General features: G+C 79.2%; 1 protein-coding gene. It reads left to right on the forward strand.

The features are described from left to right. Window positions 1-3: 3 nt before the first annotated feature. The coding region (locus ACFQLX_RS25675; RefSeq protein WP_386418923.1) for a nuclease-related domain-containing protein at window positions 4-921 on the forward strand (918 nt) is incomplete at its 3' end.

Below are 921 nucleotides of genomic sequence, written 5' to 3' on the forward strand. Positions count from 1 at the left end.
CGGCTGGACGGGGCGGGCGTGGACAAGGCGGCGCTGGCCCGGGCGCTGGGCTCCCCGGCCTCCTTCGGGCAGTCGCAGTACGCCTTCGCGCGCGGCCACTCCTTCGAGGCGCAGGTCAGAGCGGACGGCGGCGGCACGCTGCTGCGGCTGCTGTGCGGACGCCTGGGCCTGGAGCCGCCCGCGCCCGGCGAGGTCGCGGTGCCCGACCTGGGGGCGCCGGGTCCGGCGGGGCGCTCGGCCCGTACGGCGCTGGAGCTGCGCGAGGCCGGGGCGCGGCAGGGCTGGACGCTGCTGGACCATCCGATGGTGAGCCTGGAGGTGGCGGGCGCGCCGGCCTATCTGGAGCCGGACGCACTGGTGGTGAGCCCCGACGGGGTGGTGACGGTCGTCGAGGTGAAGTCCTTCCCCATCCTGGACGGCTCGGCGGATCCGGCGAAGGTGGGCGCGGCGGCCCGGCAGGCCGCGGTGTACGTACTGGCGCTGGCGGCGTACGCGGTGCGCGAGCGCGTGCTGCTGGTCTGCCCCCGGGACTTCTCCAACACCCCGGTCGCCGACCTCCTGGACGTACGGCCGCAGCTGGCGGTGACCCGGCGCCAGCTCGGCCGCCAGACCCGGCTGGACGCCGTCGCCGCCGCCCTCCCCGAGGACGCCGTCTTCGACCCCGCGCGCCCCGGACCCGAGCTGGCGCGGGCGGTGTCGGCGGTCCCCGCCGCCTACGCGCCGGAGTGCCTGGCCGCCTGCGAGCTGGCGTTCCACTGCCGCGAGCGGGCGCGCGAGGGCGACGAGGTGACGGTGCTGGGCCGCACGGCGCGCGCCGAGCTGGGCACCCTGCGCACGGTCGGGGCGGTGCTCGCGGCGGCGGAGTCCGCCGACGGGACTGACGGGGCGGGCGGCGGGGCGGGCGCCGGGGAGCCCGCCGCC

The organism is Streptomyces polyrhachis (genome assembly GCF_042663125.1).
GTDB classification, from domain to species: Bacteria; Actinomycetota; Actinomycetes; order Streptomycetales; family Streptomycetaceae; genus Streptomyces; species Streptomyces polyrhachii.